Source organism: Rhizobium giardinii bv. giardinii H152 (genome assembly GCF_000379605.1).
In the GTDB taxonomy this organism is placed as follows: domain Bacteria; phylum Pseudomonadota; class Alphaproteobacteria; order Rhizobiales; family Rhizobiaceae; genus Pararhizobium; species Pararhizobium giardinii.
This window is the reverse complement of record NZ_KB902735.1, coordinates 26449-40634: the sequence shown is the minus strand read 5'-3', so window position 1 is coordinate 40634 and position 14186 is coordinate 26449. Positions and strand designations below refer to the sequence as shown.

The window sequence follows — 14186 nt, the reverse complement described above, 5'->3', positions numbered from 1 at the left end:
GATGAAAGCCCAACCGCCAGCCTCCCATTTCATCGACGGCGAGTATGTCGAGGATATCGACGGCACCGCCTTCGACAGCATCTATCCGGCGACCGGCGAAGTCATCGCCCGGCTGCATGCGGCGACCCCTGCCATCGTCGAAAAGGCGATTGCGGCGGCCAAGCGCGCCCAGCCTGCGTGGGCGGCAATCAGCCCGACGGCGCGCGGCCGCATCCTCAAGCGCGCGGCCGAAATCATGCGCGAGCGCAACCGCGAGCTCTCGGAACTCGAGACGCTCGACACCGGCAAGCCGATCCAGGAAACCATCGTCGCCGATCCGACATCCGGCGCGGACGCCTTCGAATTCTTCGGCGGCGTCGCGGCGGCGGCGCTGAACGGCGATTATATCCCGCTTGGCGGCGACTTCGCCTTCACCAAGCGCGTGCCGCTCGGCGTCTGCGTCGGCATCGGCGCCTGGAACTATCCGCAGCAGATCGCCTGCTGGAAAGGTGCGCCGGCACTCGTCGCCGGCAACGCCATGGTGTTCAAGCCCTCCGAAAACACGCCGCTCGGCGCGCTGAAGATCGCCGAGATCCTGATTGAAGCCGGCCTGCCCAAGGGCCTCTACAACGTCATCCAGGGCGACCGGACGACGGGGCCGCTGCTCGTCAACCACAAGCAAGTTGCCAAGGTGTCGCTGACCGGCTCGGTCGAGACCGGTCGCAAGGTGGCGGGTGTTGCGGCATCGAGCCTGAAGCACGTGACGATGGAGCTCGGCGGCAAGTCGCCGCTGATCGTCTTCGACGATGCCGATCTCGAAAGCGCTATCGGCGGAGCGATGCTAGGCAATTTCTACTCGACCGGCCAGGTCTGCTCGAACGGCACGCGCGTCTTCGTGCAGAAGGGTATCAGGGACAGGTTCCTGTCGCGCCTCAAGGAGCGCACCGAAAAGATCGTCATCGGCGACCCGATGGACGAGGCGACCCAGCTTGGCCCGATGGTGTCTCGCGCCCAGCTCGACAAGGTCTTTTCCTATATCGAAAAGGGCAAGGCCGAAGGAGCGACGCTTCTGACCGGCGGCGGCATTCCGAATAATGTGTCGGCAGAAGGCACCTACATCCAGCCGACCGTCTTTGCCGACGTTACCGACGAGATGACGATCTGCCGCGAAGAGATCTTCGGGCCGGTGATGTGCGTGCTCGACTTCGACAATGAGGAGGAGGTGATCGCCCGCGCGAACGGTACAGAGTTCGGGCTTTCGGCCGGCGTCTTCACATCGGACCTTACCCGCGCGCACCGCGTCGTCGACCAGCTGGAGGCCGGCACGCTGTGGATCAACACCTACAATCTCGCGCCGGTCGAAGTGCCCTTCGGCGGCTCGAAGCAGTCGGGTTTCGGGCGGGAGAATTCGCTTGCCGCGCTCAATCACTACACGGAGCTGAAGAGCGTCTATGTGGCGATGGGGAAGGTCGACGCGCCGTATTGAGGAGAAGCCCCTCCCCCTTGTGGGGAGGGGTTGGGGAGGGGATCTTTTCTTTAGAGAAAACGCCCCCGACCCTTCGGGCCACCCTCCCCTCAAGGGGGAGGGAAAGGACCCCTCATCCTGTCGGCCACCTTCTCCCCGGAAACGGGGAGACGGGACACGCGGCAACCTCGGTGGTCGCCCCGCCGCGCTCGCGGGGAGATGGCTAGGACGAGGGGCAAACTTTTCGAACTGGGAACACACCATGCAACAGGCAGACTTCATCATCATCGGTTCGGGCTCCGCCGGCTCCGCCCTCGCCTACCGCCTCTCGGAGGACGGCAAGAACACGGTCATGGTGCTGGAATATGGCGGCAGCGATTTCGGGCCGTTCATCCAGATGCCCGCGGCGCTTGCCTGGCCGATGAGCATGAAGCGTTACAACTGGGGTTATCTCTCCGAGCCCGAGCCGAACCTCAACAACCGCCGCATTACCGCACCCCGCGGCAAGGTGATCGGTGGCTCGTCGTCGATTAACGGGCTGGTCTATGTGCGCGGCCATGCCGAGGACTTCAACCGCTGGGAGGAGCTTGGCGCGCAGGGCTGGGCCTATGCCGACGTGCTGCCCTATTTCAAGCGGCAGGAGACCTCGCAGGGCGGCGAGCAAGGCTGGCGCGGCACGGACGGTCCGCTGCATGTCAAGCGCGGACCACTGAAGAACCCGCTGTTTCACGCCTTCGTCGAGGCCGGCAAGCAGGCCGGCTTCGAGTTGACCGACGACTATAACGGCTCCAAGCAGGAAGGCTTCGGCCATATGGAGCAGACCGTCTGGCAGGGGCGCCGCTGGTCGGCTGCCAATGCCTATCTGAAGCCGGCGATGAAGCGGCCGAACGTTGAACTCGTCCGCTGCTTCGCCCGCAAGCTGGTCATCGAGAACGGCCGCGCCGTCGGCGTCGAGATCGATCGCGGTGGCAAGATCGAGGTGGTGAGGGCCAACCGCGAAGTGATCGTCTCTGCCTCCTCCTTCAACTCGCCGAAACTGCTGATGCTCTCCGGCATCGGTCCGGCCCAGCACCTTCAGGACATGGGCATCGAGGTGAAGGTCGACCGGCCGGGCGTCGGCGCCAACCTGCAGGACCACATGGAATTCTATTTCCAGCAGATCTCGACCAAGCCGGTCTCGCTCTATTCCTGGCTGCCGTGGTTCTGGCAGGGCGTTGCGGGCGCGCAATGGCTGTTCCTCAAGCAGGGTCTCGGCATCTCCAACCAGTTCGAGGCCTGCGCTTTCCTGCGCTCCGCACCCGGCGTCAAGCAGCCGGACATCCAGTATCACTTCCTGCCCGTTGCCATCAGCTATGACGGCAAGGCAGCGGCCAACACGCACGGCTTCCAGGCCCATGTCGGCTACAACCTGTCGAAATCGCGTGGCAACGTCACGCTGCGCTCCGCCGATCCGATGGCCGATCCGGTCATCCGCTTCAACTATATGAGCCATCCCGAGGACTGGGAGAAGTTCCGCCACTGCGTCCGCCTGACGCGCGAAATCTTCGGCCAGAAGGCTTTCGATCAATATCGCGGGCCGGAGATCCAGCCGGGCGAAGCGGTCCAGAGCGACGAGCAGATCGACGCGTTCCTGCGCGAGCATCTGGAAAGCGCCTATCATCCCTGCGGCACCTGCAGGATGGGCTCGCGCAACGATCCGATGGCCGTCGTCGACCCGGAAACCCGCGTCATCGGCGTCGATGGCCTGCGCGTTGCCGATAGCTCGATCTTCCCGCACGTGACCTACGGCAACCTCAACGCCCCCTCGATCATGACCGGCGAGAAGGCGGCCGACCACATTCTCGGCAAGGGCATGCTGGCACGCAGCAACCAGGAGCCCTGGGTCAACCCGCGCTGGGAGGTGAGCGACCGGTAACGGCTGCTCAGTGGTAGTCATCCTCACGCTGACGACGGACGGCGAGGATGGTCACGGCATCGCTGTCTTCTATTTCGAAGAGAGCGACGTACCCTGACGATCCGAACGGAATCAGCAGTTCGCGCAGAAATGCGTCGTCGCCGGCGGCCCGCCGGCAACTAAATGGAAATTGCGCGAGCGTAGCCATCGCCTTTTCGATCGCGTAGTAAGCTCGCGTTGCCGCTTCCTCGTCACGCTCCAGCATGTAGGCGTAAAGACGTTTCAAATCGTCTCGTGCCTTTGGAGCCAGCTTGACCGAACAGGTCATTTTGCGCTTTTTTCGGCAAGCTTGGCGTCAAGCATCCCTTTGAGTTCAGCCAAGACCTCTTCGGCGCCATAGTAAACGCCTGTGCGCTTTGCCTCTTCCCGCGCCTTCAGCCCCCGCGCAATGAACTCGGCCTGTGTCTTCCGATAGTGAATCTGCGACCGCAGCGAGTTTTCGACAAAGGCCGAGAGTGTCTCGCCCTCTTTCAGCACGCTTTCGGCGGCGGCGCGCAATTCAGGATCGACGCGCAGCGAGGGAATGGTAGCGGTCTTCATGAGGGAATGCTCCGTGCGTTGCAATTGCGATGCATGATAAGTCCACGACAGAAAGACATTCAACCGAAGACAGAATCAAAGGGCCGGACGACAAGCGCCCGGCCCTGAGCATTGTTCTATGCCCGACGATCAGACGAAGAAGAAGTCGTTGCGGTGCAGGTCGGCAAGCTCGACACCCTTCAGAACGATCGAGCCGTCGCCGTAGTCGATCGTCACGCCGAGCGAGTTTTCCGTCGCGTTCGCCGTCACATTGGCGAAGGACGAAAGAAGGCTCTTTTCAAGGACGAGAACGTCGGAAACCGTCTTGCCGGCGGCGAAATCGGTGATGACTGTGCGCCCGATCGTGGTTCCGAACAGGAAGGTGTCGGTGCCGGCGCCGCCGGTCAGCGTGTCATTGCCGAGGCTCGCCGTCAGGCGGTCATTGCCGGCGCCGCCGTTCAGTCCATCGTTACCCGCTTCGCCGTAGAGCTTGTCATTACCGGCCTCGCCATAGATCTTGTCGTTGCCGAGACCACCTTTGATGGTGTCGTTGCCCGTGCCGCCCTTGGCGATGTCGTTACCGTTCTGGCCCAAAAGGACGTCGGCTCCGCCGCCGCCGACGAGGGTATCGTTGCCGCTGCCGCCCTCAAGCCTGTCGGCGAAGTCATAACCGCGGAAAACGTCGCTGCCGGAGCTGCCCTTGAAAACCAGCGATTCCGTCTTGAGGTAGTCGAGCAGCAGGGTCGTCGTCGAGCCGGTCAGTTCGCCGCGAATGCCCTCCGCCAGGCTGCTGTCGTCGATATCGAGGCCGCTGATCGCGACCTCGACCGTCTGCGTGAAGGTGCGCGTCGTCGTGTCGAGCGTGACAGCGGAACCGAAGGTGACGGCGTCGAGGCTGCCCGTGACGGTATGCGTCGTCATGTTGTAGCTCCACGCCGTGTCGTCGGATCCGAACACGACGCCGTAGCCCGAGGAGTCGGTGGCGGCATATTCCTCACCGGAAATGCCGTTGGCGCCGCTGAACTGGCCGCGCCCGGACGCCACGAAGTCGTTGGCGAACTCGGTGAGATAGGTGAGAAGATTGATGCCTGTACCGTCGGCATTCACGTCGGTTGCTGTGATGGTGATCGTCATCGGAAGTACCCCAGAAATATGAACGACCGAGGCCTATTTTAAGATGACTTATTTTGTCAAGTTAATACGAGATAAACTGGATCGTTTTTATCATATTTTTGAATTTTGCTCCATTCCGCTCGGTATCGGTTACAAAAAACCGATCCAGCGACCGGCAAGCAGCGCCCCGAGCCAGAGAAAGAAGGACAGGAAAGCACAGAGCCGCACGAGACCACCTGCAGGCGCGCCGGTTGCGACGGCGCCCCACGCGCCGCTCATATGCAGGTAGCCGAGATTGACGATCGCGGCAGCGATCAGCGCAAGCTTGATGAGAAAGGCCGGATTGGTGAGATAATGGGCCGGGCGCACGGTAAAAAGCCAGAACCCGGACAGAACCGCAAGCGCAACGCCGGCTGCCGCGGCGCGCGACAGGAAAGGCCCAATCGCTGCGACCGGCGGCGCGCGCAACAGGCCCATGAGCCGCAGATCGAGCGGCAGGATGGCACCGACGATCAGCCCGATGCCAAGGATATGCGCGGCATTCACGAACAGATAGGCGATACTGAAGCGTCGCAACAATGCCGCGCCAGGCCATCCGGCAAGCCATTGCAGCAGGTCCGTCCCGCTCATCAATTCGTCCGGATCCGATCCGGATAGATGTCGTAAACCTTGCCCGACACGGTGATCCGCACAGCTTTCATTCTCTTTTCATTGGGATCGAGCGAGCGATTGCCGAGAACGACGATCGGGTCGCCTATCTTGGCCGCGCCCTCGACGAAACCCGACTGTTCGGTCAGCCGGGGATTACCGAGCTCGACCAGCCAGACGCCATCTTTTTCCGTGGCGACGTTCAGCGTCGGATGCGGCGGTGCCATCGAAATTTCGCGGATCGTGCCCGTAAGCTCGATCTGATCGGCCTCGGCCCAGGACCAGCCGTGATGGCCATAGGCGCTGGCGGCAAACAGCATGGCTACCAGGCTGCCGGCAACAGCACGGGTTGGAAATAATCCAGCCATCTCACGTCTCCTCCTTGTGACAGGCGATGCGGCAAAATTGGCGCCGACGATGAAAAGGGAAAGGGAGATCACCGATTTTTGAAGATGCCGCCATTGCGCTGGCCGGCACGCGCAGTCTTCGACGCATCATCTCCAGCCGACTGCGAGGCGAGAATAATCTATTAAATTACTAGGTTTTCTTAGAATTTTCCCCTTCGGAGAGATATTTGCTCTGATCCGCCGCGTTTAGAAATCCGTTTTTCTGTCTTTTGTCGCATCGGGCTGCGATATTCCGGGACAACAGTATCAGGATTTCCTCCCATGACATCCGCATCACTCGAAAATCGCGCCTCGGCGCTGAACAAGCAGCTCGAAAGCCTCGACCTTGCCGGCCGGCTGGCTCTGGTCGCCGGTCTTGAGGGCAAGGCGGTCTTCACCACCAGCCTCGGCATCGAGGATCAGGTGATCACCGCAGCGATCGGTTCGGACAAGCTCGGCATAGAGGTCTCGACGCTCGAGACCGGCCGCCTCTTCAACGAGACCGTCGCGCTGATCGATGAGACCGAAGAGACCTATGGCATCCTGATCAAGCGCTTTTACCCCGAGCAGGACGACATCGACGCCTTTGCCGCCAAGTACGGCATGAACGGTTTCTACGACAGCGTCGAAGCCAGGCATGCCTGTTGTGGCGCGCGCAAGGTGAAGCCTCTTGCGCGCGCACTCGAAGGGGCATCCTTCTGGATCACCGGCCTGCGTCGCGGCCAGTCGGGCAATCGCGCCGATACGCCGTTTGCCGAAGCCGACCTCGACCGTGGCCTGATCAAGATCAATCCGCTGGCCGACTGGGATATCGAGACGATCCGCGCCCATGTGGCCGCCAAAGAGATCCCGGTCAATCCGCTGCACGCCCGCGGCTATCCCTCGATCGGCTGCGAGCCCTGCACGCGTGCCATCAAGCCGGGCGAACCGGAACGGGCCGGCCGCTGGTGGTGGGAAAACGACGAGAAGCGCGAATGCGGCCTTCACGTGCCTGAAACCGCCGCCTCCGCCATCCCGCAATCGACACCTCTTGCAAGCAGTCTTGTGCGATAACCCGCGCGGCTTGCCTCACAGACACTCCCGGAGACTTGAAATGCCTCATACCCTTCCGGAAACGGAACTGCACAATCCACAAACGGCCAAGACGCCGCTCGATCCGCATCTGAAGGCGCTCGAGAACGAAGCGATCCACATCTTCCGCGAAGTGGCCGCCGAGTTCGAGAAGCCGGTGATGCTCTATTCGGTCGGCAAGGATTCGTCCGTGCTGCTGCATCTGGCGCGCAAGGCCTTCTATCCCGGGCGCGTGCCCTTCCCGCTCTTGCACGTCAACACCGGCTGGAAATTCGCCGAGATGATCTCCTTCCGCGACGAGATCGTGAAAAAATACGATCTCGACCTGGTGGAGCACATCAACCCGCGCGGCGCTGCAGAAAACGTCACCCCCTTCTCCCATGGTTCGGCGCTCTATACCGACATCATGAAGACCGAGGGGCTGCGCCAGGCGCTGGACGCCGGCGGCTATGACGCGGCCTTCGGCGGCGCCCGCCGCGACGAGGAAGCCTCGCGCGCCAAGGAACGCATCTATTCGTTCCGTACGCCGGACCACCGCTGGGACCCGCGCAACCAGCGCCCGGAACTCTGGAACGTCTATAACGGCATGATCCGCAAGGGCGAAAGCGTGCGCGCCTTCCCGTTGTCGAACTGGACCGAAGTCGATATCTGGCGCTACATCCAGGCCGAAGACATTCCGATCGTCCCGCTCTACTTCGCCAAGAAGCGCCCCATCGTCGAACGCGACGGCATGATGATCCTGGCCGAGGATCCGCGCCTTGAACTGCTGCCCGGCGAAACGAAGCGCGAGGAAGTCATCCGCTTCCGCACGCTCGGCTGCTTCCCGCTGACCGGCGCCATCCGCTCGCAGGCATTGACCCTCGACGATATCATCTCAGAACTCGAAACCGCGACCGTTTCCGAACGCCAGGGCCGCGCCATCGACCGGGACCAGTCCGGCTCGATGGAGAAGAAAAAACGCGAAGGATACTTCTGATGACCGTTTCCGCCGTAGCACAGTCCGCAGCCGCCGAGGCAAAGAGCGGAACCGTCACAGCCTTTCCGGCCGTTGAGCCCGCGAAGGCAGTGCGCGACACGCGCCCGCTGCGCCTCATCACCTGCGGCAGCGTCGACGACGGCAAGTCCACCCTGATCGGCCGCCTGCTCTGGGATACCAAGGCCGTCAAGGAAGACCAGGCCGCGACGCTGCGCCGTGACAGCGGCAAGCAGAACGATCTCGGCCTGCCCGATTTTGCACTGCTGCTTGACGGTCTTCAGGCCGAACGCGAACAGGGCATCACCATCGATGTCGCCTATCGCTATTTCGCCACCGACAAGCGCTCCTTCATCGTCGCCGACACGCCCGGCCATGAGCAATATACCCGCAACATGGCAACCGGCGCCTCGACGGCCGATCTCGCCGTGCTGCTGGTCGACGCCCGCGTCGGCCTGCTCGAGCAGACCCGCCGCCACGCGACGATCGCGACGCTGATGGGCATTAAGCAGTTCGTGCTTGCCGTCAACAAGATCGACCTGACGGGTTACGACCGCGCCCGCTTCGACCAGATCAGCCACGACTTCAAGGAACTGGCTCTCTCGCTCGGCGTGCGCCAGATCACCGCGATCCCGGTTTCGGCGCTGAAGGGCGAAAACGTCGTCTACGACGGCAAGGCCTCGATGCCCTGGTACGATGGCCCGACGCTGGTCGAGGTGCTGGAACTGGCGACGGTGCGCTCCGCCCAGACCGTCGGCTTCCGCCTGCCGGTGCAGCGCGTCTCCCGCCCGGGCGAAAGCTTCCGCGGCTATCAGGGCACGGTCGCCGGCGGCTCGGTAAAGCCCGGCGATTCGGTCGTCATCCTGCCGTCCGGCATGGTCGCCAACGTTACCAAGATCGTCACCTTCGACCTGGTGCGCAACGCTGCCGTCGCCGGCGACGCGATCACGCTCGTTCTCGACCGTCAAGTGGACGTGTCGCGCGGCGACATGATCGTTTCGCTGGAAAGCCAGCCGCAGACCGGCGTCGCCTTCGATGCACAGCTCGTTGCGCTGCAGCCGGATGGCATCCAGCCCGGCAAGCGCTACTGGCTGAAGAGCGGCTCGCGCCGCCAGCGCGTCACCGTGCAGCCGTCCAGCCTGCTCGACCTGAAAAGCGGCAAGTGGAACCACCACACCGATGCGCTTTCCATGAACGCGATCGGCAAGGTGCACCTCTCCTTCGACGAGCAGGCCGTATTCGACAGTTACGAGCAGAACCGCACCACCGGCGCCTTCATCCTGATCGACCCCGACACCAACAACACGGTGGCCGGCGGCATGATCACCGCCAAGCGGGCGTCGCTCTCCGGCATCCACACCGAAGAGGGCCGCGTCATCCTCTCGCTGCCGGCCGATCTCGCCGACCAGCTGATGGCAACCGAACTGTTCGCCAACCGCCGTGAGGAAGCCGAAATCCGTCGCGTTTCTGCCGGCAAAGCGAGCGAATTGTTCGACGACATCGACGGCTGAGCTGCCGCTTCCGATATGCCTCAGCAAAAGGGCCGGTCGTTCTGACTGGCCCTTTTGCATGCCCTGCGATTGCGGTGCGGTGCTCTGCGATCAATTGGCGATGCTGGTCTGCCGGGCTTCATCCCACAAACCGCGGCGCGGCGATCGCGAGCCCGCCGCCGAAAAGAGCAAGCCTTTTCAGTCAGCCTTGAAATCCGGTCGATGCGCCTCGACAATCGCCCTTAGCTTCTCGATATCGGCCGCCTTCAACGCATCCGGCTCCATGTCGCGCACCGGCTTGAACCAGGCCGCAGCCTCGCGCATCGGGGCGGCATAGGGCGGCGGGTATTCGCCAAGGCCAAGGGCCCATTCGCGCACGGTTTCACGCTCCATGCGGCCGGCCTTGTAGCGGTCGTGGATGCTTTTGGCGGAGGCGATCAGGTCGTCAATCTTTTTCAATGCATGTCCTCGAACGGTGATGCGCGAAGCCATAGCATGGCAGCCGAGGGAAATCTTGCCAGTCTAGCGGATGAGAAGCGCCGTGCCGTACATGCCCGCCGCAAAAACGGTGTGGGCGGCGAGGTTGAGGAGGCGCACCCGATTGGCGTTCGGCAGCTTCGAGGCGGCCCAGCCGAGACCGAGCCCCGGCTGCAACAGGAACCAGCCCGCCCCGACAGTGACAATGCCGACGGCCCAGGCGGGAAGGAATGTCGGCGCGTCGAGCCAGGCGGCGCCCGCCACGGCGACAAGCAGGACGCCATAGAGGATGCCGACGGCATAGTGGCCGATCCATCCCAGGGCCAGTTCATGCTCATAGGGCGTAGCCTTGCCGATATCGTCGTGGAAAACTTTTCCGGAGCGGAGATGCCAGAACCACCGCCCGACCGGCGCCCAGTTCGGCCATCGCTGACCGGGCAGGAAGGACAAGAGAATGGCCCAGAGATCCATGAGAACCGTGCCGCCGACGCCGACAGCCACGCTACGCCAAAGGATATCGAACATGGGCAACCCGGCTCCTGATAATGCGCCGGACAGGCGAGCCACCTGTCTGAAGGCGCTGCGTGAACCGGGCGGGAATTGATGGTGCGCATCTGCGGGCAGGCCTGAACTGCAGTTGCAAAGCCGTTGTAGTTCATCTCTGGTTTTTCGGTCAAGAAGGACGACGTCGGCAGGTGATGCCGGCACGGGTCACGGGATCGAGGGCTTGGCGCCCGGGCTTGGTTGCCACGGTGAAGATTTACCGTGCAAGGACGCCCCTCCATGGCGCGATGGCGCCGCTGACGACAGAATGCGGGATAAGGACGGCCACGTTCTTTCGTGGCGGCAGGAGAGACGTCAATCTGCCCACCCGGCCCTATTCTAAATTTAATAGCGGCCGCGTCCCGCCTTTGCAGGCGAGAGGCTTTTGACAGGTTTTCATCGCAATTGATACTGCTCGATTGTTCCAGCCGGGATCGCTGCACAATGATCCGACGTTCCGGCAGAACGCTGCCAACGCCTACTGAAGCCGCACGGGTATAAAATGAGGAAACGCCCACCCAGCAAGGACTTTTCGAAATCGTCCAACGATTTCAGTGGGTTCAAGCTGGTCGGAGTGAGAGGATTCGAACCTCCGACCCCGTCGTCCCGAACGACGTGCGCTACCAGGCTGCGCTACACTCCGTGACCAGCGGCGCCTCTATAGAACAGCATTTTCCTTTCGACAAGCAGCAAAATCGAAAAATCGCAAAGTCGGATAAAAACAATGCGGTAAGCCGGCCTTGGCTGTGAACAACTGCAGCCAACGGGCAACGCCGCCGCTTGGCCCCTCACCCTAACCCTCTCCCTGCTTGCAGGGAGAGGGGACGACCGAGGATGCCGCTCGGTCCTTCTCCCCGCCAAACGGGGAGAAGGTGTCCGGCAGGGCGGATGAGCGGCAATGGCGCTTATCGCCGTCTACCCATGGCGAAACGCCTGCTCGCTGGGGCGTTTCGGCAACGCTTGCGAATTTATGAGCGGGACTGCGTAGATAAGTCGTTCTGGCGATTTTCTTTCAACGGCTTTGGCGCTAGAGGCAGCGTCGAAAGCCTTGGCCGCCCGCGTGTTGCGCCGCCTTGGCCGCGCCACTTTCAGAACGAACGCCAAAGGGACTTGAGACATGAATTTCCGCTTGATGACCATCGCCGGCCTTGCGCTGGCGCTTGCCGGCTGCACGACCACCGGACCGGCTCGAAATGCCGTCGAATCGCGCTGGAACGGCCAGCCGGCCGGCACTTTCTTCGCCCAGTTCGGCCCGCCGCAATCTGACGTCGAGAGCGGCGACATGACGGTCTATTCCTGGAAGGGCGGCTACAAGAAGCGCACGGTCCCGGCGCAGTATGCCGAAGGCAAGGACGGCAAGAAGGGCAAGAAGATCGCCTCTGCCCGCACCGAGTTCCTCAGCTGTTCCGTCCAGCTGACGGTCTCCTCCGACTATGTCATCCGTTCGGTGCATGTGCTCGGCGACCGCAAGACCTCGACCGGCCCGAGCTGGTGCGACGAGTTCCTGGCCGGCGACAAGGCGAAGTAGCGCCAATGCGTCCAAGCCGCATGACATCGATGCGCCCGCCGGTCCCGCCGGCGGGTTAATTTTTGCCCGGCTTTTCCATCGCCCTCTATTGGCCTTGACCGGCCGGACGTCTGCCCCACCTCTCTCGGTAGAAACGCCCCGCATCCGAGGGAGGAAACTATGAGGAAGGTCGTTGCCGCAACATTCTTGAGCCTGGACGGCGTCATGCAGGCGCCCGGCGGGCCGGACGAGGATCCGACCGGCGGTTTCACGCATGGCGGCTGGACCGTCAACTACTGGGATGAGGTGACGCGCGAGGCGATCGCCGAGACATTCTCCGAGCCGTTCGACCTTCTGCTCGGCCGCAAGACCTACGAAATCTTCGCCGCTTACTGGCCCTATGTCGACAAAGACGACGCGATCGGCTCATTGTTCAACCCGGCGACCAAATATGTCGCCAGCCGATCGACGCAGCCGCTTGCCTGGCAGAATTCCGTAGCGATCGACGGCGATGTCACCGCCGCGGTGAAGCAACTCAAGCACGGCGACGGCCCGGTGCTTCTGTTGCAGGGATCGGGCGACCTCATCCAGACCCTGCTTGCCGCCGACCTGATCGACGAATTCCGCCTGCTGATCTTCCCGCTCCTGCTCGGCCGCGGCAAGCGGCTGTTCGGCAAGGGCGCCATGCCGGCGGCGCTGAAGCTGACGAAATCGAAGGTCTCGACAACCGGCGTCACGATCAACACCTATGTGCGCGAGGGCGAGATCACGACCGGCTCGTTTGCGGCGCAGGAACCCTCGGCGGCGGAAATCGAGCGGCGGGCGCGGATGGCGCGCGAGGGGTGAGGTTGGCGGGCCTTGCTCAAAGCAGGGTCGCCTCACCATGGGCCGTTCGGAGTATCTGCGGCCTTCCTGGTCCACCGATAGTATAGATTTAACTAATATAAGGCCCCGTTTACACTTGGGCGCAGACCTTTGGGGAAAGGATCATGCGCCAGCGCCAGTTCCATCGAAAGCAGCAGCACGGCTCCCTGCTTGCGTCCGTCGCAGCCGCGCCCGGGGTCGTGCTGGGCCTCATTGCGGTCAGTGCCGCCGGTATCATGAGCGCCGACGACCTGCTTTTGTCGCTCAGCGGCACAGCGCAAGCCTGCAACATCAAGGGCAATATCAGCATCGAGACCGGGGAACGGATTTTCCATGTTCCCGGACAGGAATATTACAGCGCGACGAAGATCAGCCCGCAATATGGCGAGCGGTGGTTTTGCTCGGAGGCCGAGGCCTGGGCGGCGGGATGGCGCAAGGCGCGGAATTGAAGATGGGTTGGCTGGGGCGCCTGGATTCGAACCAGGGATGGCGGTACCAAAAACCACTGCCTTACCGCTTGGCTACGCCCCAACGCTTGGCCCGAAGCAGCTAGCCCGGCCAAACCGAGAGCCGGTTTAGCAAAGGTAAAAGCGAGCGACAACGGCTAAGTTGGGGATAGGTGTGGTTTTTTTCGCGGGAATATGGAGGTTGTGGCGGGTTTACCCCCCTCTGTCGGCGACGCCGACATCTCCCCCACAAGGGGGGAGATTGGCCGGAAGCCATGTGCGCCCCTTACCGTTGTGCGTTGAAGCCGCGAGGGAAAGGAACGATCTCCCCCCTTGTGGGGGAGATGTCACGAAGTGACAGAGGGGGCGGCAAACGCAGAACGTGCCGATTGCCCTTTTCATTCCCTCCCCCACATCCTAAGCTCGCCTGCGCACCGGAGACCTTCATGAGCATTTTTCGCGCCCGACCGCCCGCCAAGCCGACGCTGCTACTCGATGACGATGTGGTGCGGATCACCCGATGGGATTTCGAGCCAGGGGCCGATACCGGGCATCATGTGCATGGCATGGGCTATGTCGTCGTGCCGATGACCGACTGCCGCTTCCTGCTCGAGGAGCCGGGCGGCGAGCGGCGTGTCGACATCGCCAAGGGCGCGGCCTATCGGCGCGAGCCGGGTGTCGAGCACAATGTCATCAACGCAGGCAAGGAATTCATGTCGTTCATCGAAATCGAATACAAGTGAAGAAACGA

16 protein-coding genes and 2 tRNA genes are annotated in these 14186 nt (G+C 62.5%); 9 read left to right on the top strand and 9 right to left on the bottom strand.

The annotated features are described in order from the left end of the window. The first annotated feature begins 1 nt into the window (after window position 1). Window positions 2-1465 (top strand): betaine-aldehyde dehydrogenase, encoded by a 1464-nt coding sequence (betB, locus tag A3AY_RS0130420; RefSeq protein ID WP_018329442.1) that lies wholly within the window; start codon window positions 2-4, stop codon window positions 1463-1465. Window positions 1466-1706: 241 nt separating this feature from the next. Next, window positions 1707-3359: a choline dehydrogenase gene (gene betA, locus A3AY_RS0130415; RefSeq protein WP_018329441.1), complete on the top strand. Its 1653-nt coding sequence runs from the start codon at window positions 1707-1709 to the stop codon at window positions 3357-3359. Window positions 3360-3366: 7 nt separating this feature from the next. Here the strand turns inward: betA and A3AY_RS0130410 are convergent, their stop codons facing one another. The 5 genes from A3AY_RS0130410 to A3AY_RS0130390 all read right to left on the bottom strand — a co-directional run bounded on the left by A3AY_RS0130410 (window position 3367) and on the right by A3AY_RS0130390 (window position 6046). Then, on the bottom strand, window positions 3367-3666 hold the full coding sequence (locus A3AY_RS0130410) for a type II toxin-antitoxin system RelE/ParE family toxin (protein ID WP_018329440.1): 300 nt from the start codon (window positions 3664-3666) through the stop codon (window positions 3367-3369). After that, entirely contained in the window at window positions 3663-3938 is a 276-nt protein-coding gene (locus A3AY_RS0130405; protein ID WP_018329439.1) for a YlcI/YnfO family protein, read from the bottom strand. Before A3AY_RS0130405 ends, A3AY_RS0130410 begins: the two co-directional genes overlap by 4 nt. Before the next feature lie 129 nt (window positions 3939-4067). Further along, on the bottom strand, window positions 4068-5051 hold the full coding sequence (locus A3AY_RS41135) for a calcium-binding protein (protein ID WP_018329438.1): 984 nt from the start codon (window positions 5049-5051) through the stop codon (window positions 4068-4070). A gap of 129 nt (window positions 5052-5180) precedes the next feature. Then, on the bottom strand, window positions 5181-5660 hold the full coding sequence (locus A3AY_RS0130395) for a hypothetical protein (protein WP_018329437.1): 480 nt from the start codon (window positions 5658-5660) through the stop codon (window positions 5181-5183). Then, complete coding sequence (locus tag A3AY_RS0130390) at window positions 5660-6046, bottom strand: DUF6152 family protein (RefSeq protein ID WP_018329436.1); 387 nt, start codon at window positions 6044-6046, stop codon at window positions 5660-5662. The genes A3AY_RS0130395 and A3AY_RS0130390 overlap by 1 nt, the downstream gene beginning before the upstream one ends. A gap of 300 nt (window positions 6047-6346) precedes the next feature. On the opposite strand from A3AY_RS0130390, the gene A3AY_RS0130385 reads away from it, so the two are divergent. The 3 genes from A3AY_RS0130385 to cysN are packed head-to-tail and all read left to right on the top strand — an operon-like array spanning window position 6347 to window position 9619. Beyond that, entirely contained in the window at window positions 6347-7117 is a 771-nt protein-coding gene (locus A3AY_RS0130385; RefSeq protein ID WP_018329435.1) for a phosphoadenylyl-sulfate reductase, read from the top strand. A gap of 40 nt (window positions 7118-7157) precedes the next feature. Then, complete coding sequence (gene cysD, locus A3AY_RS0130380; protein ID WP_018329434.1) at window positions 7158-8111, top strand: sulfate adenylyltransferase subunit CysD; 954 nt, start codon at window positions 7158-7160, stop codon at window positions 8109-8111. After that, entirely contained in the window at window positions 8111-9619 is a 1509-nt protein-coding gene (cysN, locus tag A3AY_RS0130375; protein WP_018329433.1) for a sulfate adenylyltransferase subunit CysN, read from the top strand. The genes cysD and cysN overlap by 1 nt, the downstream gene beginning before the upstream one ends. A gap of 177 nt (window positions 9620-9796) precedes the next feature. Here the strand turns inward: cysN and A3AY_RS36570 are convergent, their stop codons facing one another. The 3 genes from A3AY_RS36570 to A3AY_RS0130360 all read right to left on the bottom strand — a co-directional run bounded on the left by A3AY_RS36570 (window position 9797) and on the right by A3AY_RS0130360 (window position 11261). Continuing rightward, the gene (locus A3AY_RS36570) at window positions 9797-10057 is read right to left on the bottom strand and encodes a hypothetical protein (protein WP_040669443.1); all 261 of its coding nucleotides are present in this window, start codon (window positions 10055-10057) and stop codon (window positions 9797-9799) included. Between the two features lie 63 nt (window positions 10058-10120). Next, a complete protein-coding gene (locus tag A3AY_RS0130365; RefSeq protein ID WP_018329431.1) occupies window positions 10121-10600 on the bottom strand; it encodes a DUF2938 domain-containing protein in 480 nt (159 codons plus the stop codon). A 584-nt stretch (window positions 10601-11184) separates the two neighbouring features. After that, window positions 11185-11261: transfer RNA gene (locus tag A3AY_RS0130360), tRNA-Pro, on the bottom strand. Window positions 11262-11735: 474 nt separating this feature from the next. Between A3AY_RS0130360 and A3AY_RS0130355 the strand changes: the two genes are divergently transcribed. The 3 genes from A3AY_RS0130355 (at window position 11736) to A3AY_RS0130345 (ending at window position 13438) form a co-directional block, all read left to right on the top strand. Then, the gene (locus tag A3AY_RS0130355) at window positions 11736-12146 is read left to right on the top strand and encodes a hypothetical protein (protein WP_018329430.1); all 411 of its coding nucleotides are present in this window, start codon (window positions 11736-11738) and stop codon (window positions 12144-12146) included. Between the two features lie 159 nt (window positions 12147-12305). Further along, window positions 12306-12971 carry a dihydrofolate reductase family protein gene (locus A3AY_RS0130350; RefSeq protein WP_018329429.1) on the top strand — a complete coding sequence of 222 codons (666 nt, stop codon included), beginning with the start codon at window positions 12306-12308 and terminating at the stop codon, window positions 12969-12971. Between the two features lie 143 nt (window positions 12972-13114). Then, the gene (locus A3AY_RS0130345; RefSeq protein WP_018329428.1) at window positions 13115-13438 is read left to right on the top strand and encodes a sunset domain-containing protein; all 324 of its coding nucleotides are present in this window, start codon (window positions 13115-13117) and stop codon (window positions 13436-13438) included. Between the two features lie 8 nt (window positions 13439-13446). On the opposite strand, the gene A3AY_RS0130340 is transcribed toward A3AY_RS0130345, so the two are convergent. Next, a tRNA-Gln gene (locus A3AY_RS0130340) sits at window positions 13447-13520 on the bottom strand. A gap of 361 nt (window positions 13521-13881) precedes the next feature. On the opposite strand from A3AY_RS0130340, the gene A3AY_RS0130335 reads away from it, so the two are divergent. Then, window positions 13882-14178 (top strand): cupin domain-containing protein, encoded by a 297-nt coding sequence (locus A3AY_RS0130335; protein WP_018329427.1) that lies wholly within the window; start codon window positions 13882-13884, stop codon window positions 14176-14178. Window positions 14179-14186: the final 8 nt, after the last annotated feature.

Bases quoted from the DNA above. Each gene is read 5' to 3' on its own strand.
- A3AY_RS0130410 (WP_018329440.1), bottom strand. From the start codon at position 3,666: ATGACCTGTTCGGTCAAGCTGGCTCCAAAGGCACGAGACGATTTGAAA.
- cysD (WP_018329434.1), top strand. From the start codon at position 7,158: ATGCCTCATACCCTTCCGGAAACGGAACTGCACAATCCACAAACGGCC.
- A3AY_RS0130355 (WP_018329430.1), top strand. From the start codon at position 11,736: ATGAATTTCCGCTTGATGACCATCGCCGGCCTTGCGCTGGCGCTTGCC.
- betA (WP_018329441.1), top strand. From the start codon at position 1,707: ATGCAACAGGCAGACTTCATCATCATCGGTTCGGGCTCCGCCGGCTCC.
- A3AY_RS0130405 (WP_018329439.1), bottom strand. From the start codon at position 3,938: ATGAAGACCGCTACCATTCCCTCGCTGCGCGTCGATCCTGAATTGCGC.
- A3AY_RS0130365 (WP_018329431.1), bottom strand. From the start codon at position 10,600: ATGTTCGATATCCTTTGGCGTAGCGTGGCTGTCGGCGTCGGCGGCACG.
- A3AY_RS41135 (WP_018329438.1), bottom strand. From the start codon at position 5,051: ATGACGATCACCATCACAGCAACCGACGTGAATGCCGACGGTACAGGC.
- A3AY_RS0130395 (WP_018329437.1), bottom strand. From the start codon at position 5,660: ATGAGCGGGACGGACCTGCTGCAATGGCTTGCCGGATGGCCTGGCGCG.
- A3AY_RS0130390 (WP_018329436.1), bottom strand. From the start codon at position 6,046: ATGGCTGGATTATTTCCAACCCGTGCTGTTGCCGGCAGCCTGGTAGCC.
- A3AY_RS0130385 (WP_018329435.1), top strand. From the start codon at position 6,347: ATGACATCCGCATCACTCGAAAATCGCGCCTCGGCGCTGAACAAGCAG.
- A3AY_RS0130350 (WP_018329429.1), top strand. From the start codon at position 12,306: ATGAGGAAGGTCGTTGCCGCAACATTCTTGAGCCTGGACGGCGTCATG.
- cysN (WP_018329433.1), top strand. From the start codon at position 8,111: ATGACCGTTTCCGCCGTAGCACAGTCCGCAGCCGCCGAGGCAAAGAGC.
- A3AY_RS0130335 (WP_018329427.1), top strand. From the start codon at position 13,882: ATGAGCATTTTTCGCGCCCGACCGCCCGCCAAGCCGACGCTGCTACTC.
- A3AY_RS0130345 (WP_018329428.1), top strand. From the start codon at position 13,115: ATGCGCCAGCGCCAGTTCCATCGAAAGCAGCAGCACGGCTCCCTGCTT.
- betB (WP_018329442.1), top strand. From the start codon at position 2: ATGAAAGCCCAACCGCCAGCCTCCCATTTCATCGACGGCGAGTATGTC.